The organism is Frankia sp. BMG5.23 (genome assembly GCF_000685765.2).
Lineage (GTDB): Bacteria > Actinomycetota > Actinomycetes > Frankiales > Frankiaceae > Frankia > Frankia casuarinae.
On the sequence record NZ_JDWE01000131.1, the window covers coordinates 1 to 3,118 of the forward strand.

Below are 3,118 nucleotides of genomic sequence, written 5' to 3' on the forward strand. Positions count from 1 at the left end.
CATCAGACAGGCCCGCCGAGCCACCATCAGAGACCCTGGGCTCGTCCTCCAGATCATCGCCCTGACCAGCCAAAACAGACTTTGACGGAGCCCTGGTATCCGGGCGTCTTTCTCACGTCCGGCTCTCCCTTCCCCGGACGTGGGAGGGCCTCGGAGGCCTCGGGGCGGGAGGATAAGGATCCCCCCGGGGCGGTCCAGCGGAGTCGGGCAGGTGCCGTCGTTCAGCGTCCCGCGCGGCGGCTGTTCTTCCTGCCGAGGTGTCAACTGCCGCGTATCGTCGCGCAAACGAAAGTACACCGTGTCCTATATCACAGATTCGGGGGCCCGCGGAGTCCGTAGTAGGACGACCTGACGCGGTCTGTGCCGGTGGCACACTGGCCGGGTGACCGACGGGGGCAACACGGACGACGCGACCGGTTCCGATCCGGACTGGGACTTCTTCGTCTCGTACACGGCAGTTGATCGCGAATGGGCGGAGTGGATCTCCTGGCAGCTCGAAGCAGACGGCTACCGCGTCCTCGTCCAAGCCTGGGACTTCGTCCCCGGATCGAACTGGCAGATCCGCATGCAACAAGGCGTCCAACACGCCCGACACACCCTCGCCGTACTCTCCGGCGCCTACCTGACCTCGATCTACGGCCATGCCGAATGGCAAGCCGCCCACGCCGCCGACCCTCACGGCTTCAAACGCAAACTCCTCCCGGTACGGGTCGAAGACTGCCCACGGCCAGGACTCCTCGGCGCCGTCGTCTCCATCGACCTGTTCCACCACGACGCCGACAAAGCCGGCCGACACCTCCTCGACCACGTCCGCCACACCCTCACCGGACGCGCTAAACCCACCACACCCCCCAACTTCCCCACACACCGACCGAACCCACCAACCCACGAACCGGCCTTCCCCGCAAACGAACCCGCACCCACCGACACATCCCCTGACCCGCATGACCAGCAGAGCACCGAAGATCTACTCGCCCACCAACGCCGCACCCTCGGCCCCGANCACACCNANACCCTCNCGACCGCCANNNNGCTCNGNTNGNCCCTGGGCAACCTTGGCGAGCACGCCGCGGCACGCACCCTGTTCGAGGACACCCTCACCCGCCAACGCGCCACCCTCGGCCCCGACCACACCAATACCCTCACGACCGCCATGGCGCTCGGCTGGACCCTGGNTCGGCTTGGAAAGCGGCATCTCGGACGTTAGTGATCATTCGGAAAAGATGCCCCCCGGCTGGGTGTATTTGCGCTTTCGGGATCTTCATCGCAGAACCGAAAGTACACCGTGATCTGCGACACAGAACCGAAGTGGATGCGGACGTCCTGCGGCGATCCATACAGGTGGCGACCGTAGTACTTGGTTGGAGTCTCTGGGGATGCCGCCCGACGGTCGGGCCGACTGGGCGCCGAACCTCGCTCGCAGCTCGGTCCGGCTCTCCGTCCCAGCCCTTGGTCTGGCGCTCGCTCCGCACCTCGGGGCTGCCCGCATGGGGTCCGACGACACGAACGGCCATTCCATGAATGGAGGCAGGAAACGGTGACCATGCCGGCAAAAAACGGCGTGGGCGTTTCCTGTGAAACATTCCCATCCGCGCGAAATGCCTGCATGGTGTGGATCTTCAGGGTCTTATGGATGGTGGAAGGTAAGTGAATAGGCGGCCCGGAGTGGTGTTACCAGCACCAATCTCCGGGCCTTGATCCCAAATCCTGCGTGAACAGGAGTGTGGAACCCATGGCCATGGTGCCATATGGGCCGATCGGTGGCGGTAACCGGTCGGTGACGAGCGTGGATCTCCAGGTGCATCCGGCGGAGTCGGCGGATGTGCATCTTCCGATGCCGGGTCCTCGGTTCTCGGTGATGCGTCCGACCCTGCTGCTTCCGGCCGGGGTGCGGGTGAGCGTGGCCGGTGACATGCCGTATGACGTGGCGGCGCGCTGGTGGGACTCGCTGACGGTCGCGGGGTCGGCGGCGAGCCAGTGGTACTACTCGCAGATCAACGGCTGGCCCGGTGGTCATCGTCGGGACGGGGGCCGGTGATGGCGGGCTCGCTGCGGGCGTTGCACTTCATCCGTCAGGATGCCGGCGGCTACGGCGACCTGGCAGACCAGCGGGCGGTGTTCGCGGTGGCATGTACGGCGCGCGGCTGGCGGGCCGGGGGTGCGGTCCGCCAGATCGGGTCCGCACGCCTGGTCGGCGGTCGTCCGGCTGGTCGGGTCGGGGGCGTACGGCGTGGTCGTGGTCGACACGCTGGAACGGCTCGCGGCCACCGAAACCGGGCGGATGGCGGTCCTGGGCCTGCTGCGCCGGACGGGGGTGCGGCTGCTGGTCGCACGCGAACCCCTCGACACCGGCGACGCGATCGGCCGTGCCCTCGCCGATTCCCTGCTCGACCCGGAGGAACAGCGGACACCGCTCGCGGCATGACCTGACCCACGGCTGAGCAAACCCGGGTTCGGGGGCTTCCACGCCACCCGACCCGGGTTTTGATCTTTCACAGAGCCCCGGCTGAGCTGATCTCCTCCGTCGGTCGGGCGGCGGAGGCGATCAGCGGACGTGCCGCGCCTTCCCCCTCCTCCAGAGTGAGGGCCGGGGTTTGGGGCGGAGCCCCAACAACCAGCAACGGCATTACCCTCGCCGGACCTCGCTCGACCCGTCGACCATCCGCGTGGACCAGCGGCACCCTGACCGCCGATCGTCACGGACCCCCTGGCGGGGGTCTGACGCTCCGACGCTCCGACGCTCCGACGGGCCGACGCGCCCACGGGGCGACGCCCCGATGGGGTGCCGACCGGAGGGAGGCGGGGCCCCATCGTGGTGCGGCGATCCCGTAGGCGCGGCGCGTGCGGCAGGCCCCCGCGGCGGCCGAAGGCCGCCCTTGAACCCGTAGAGAACTTTGGCGACGATCTAGATGGTTGGGCCTGCTGGGAGCGCACGGCGCTCGGATGAGACCTGTTCGCCCAGGTCGCGGACGGGTTCGAGCCGTGCCCACTCCTCGTTGCGGGCGAGGGTGCGCCAAATACCGGCGGCCCGGTTGAAGGTCGGGCCGTTGGTCACTTCCTTGCCGTCAACGATCATGAGGGCGTCGCTTGCTGCGGTGGCTGCCTGTTCGGGGTCCGG

At 67.9% G+C, this 3,118-nt stretch carries 3 protein-coding genes and 1 pseudogene; 3 read left to right on the top strand and 1 reads right to left on the bottom strand.

What is annotated here, in order from left to right; genetic code table 11:
* The first annotated feature begins 382 nt into the window (after positions 1–382).
* The 3 genes from BMG523DRAFT_RS22005 to BMG523DRAFT_RS22015 all read left to right on the top strand — a co-directional run bounded on the left by BMG523DRAFT_RS22005 (position 383) and on the right by BMG523DRAFT_RS22015 (position 2,425).
* Complete coding sequence (locus BMG523DRAFT_RS22005; RefSeq protein ID WP_235463388.1) at positions 383–1,207, top strand: toll/interleukin-1 receptor domain-containing protein; 825 nt, start codon at positions 383–385, stop codon at positions 1,205–1,207.
* A 525-nt stretch (positions 1,208–1,732) separates the two neighbouring features.
* Positions 1,733–2,038, top strand: a complete 306-nt coding sequence (locus BMG523DRAFT_RS22010; RefSeq protein ID WP_023840405.1) for a hypothetical protein — start codon at positions 1,733–1,735, stop codon at positions 2,036–2,038.
* Positions 2,039–2,158: 120 nt separating this feature from the next.
* Positions 2,159–2,425: a hypothetical protein gene (locus tag BMG523DRAFT_RS22015; protein WP_023840404.1), complete on the top strand. Its 267-nt coding sequence runs from the start codon at positions 2,159–2,161 to the stop codon at positions 2,423–2,425.
* Positions 2,426–2,905: 480 nt separating this feature from the next.
* Here BMG523DRAFT_RS22015 and BMG523DRAFT_RS23965 read toward each other — a convergent pair.
* Positions 2,906–3,118, bottom strand: a pseudogene (locus tag BMG523DRAFT_RS23965) (hypothetical protein); the annotation flags it as partial.

Excerpts from the sequence above, each read along its gene's own strand:
- BMG523DRAFT_RS22010 (WP_023840405.1), top strand. The coding sequence starts at position 1,733 with ATGGCCATGGTGCCATATGGGCCGATCGGTGGCGGTAACCGGTCGGTG.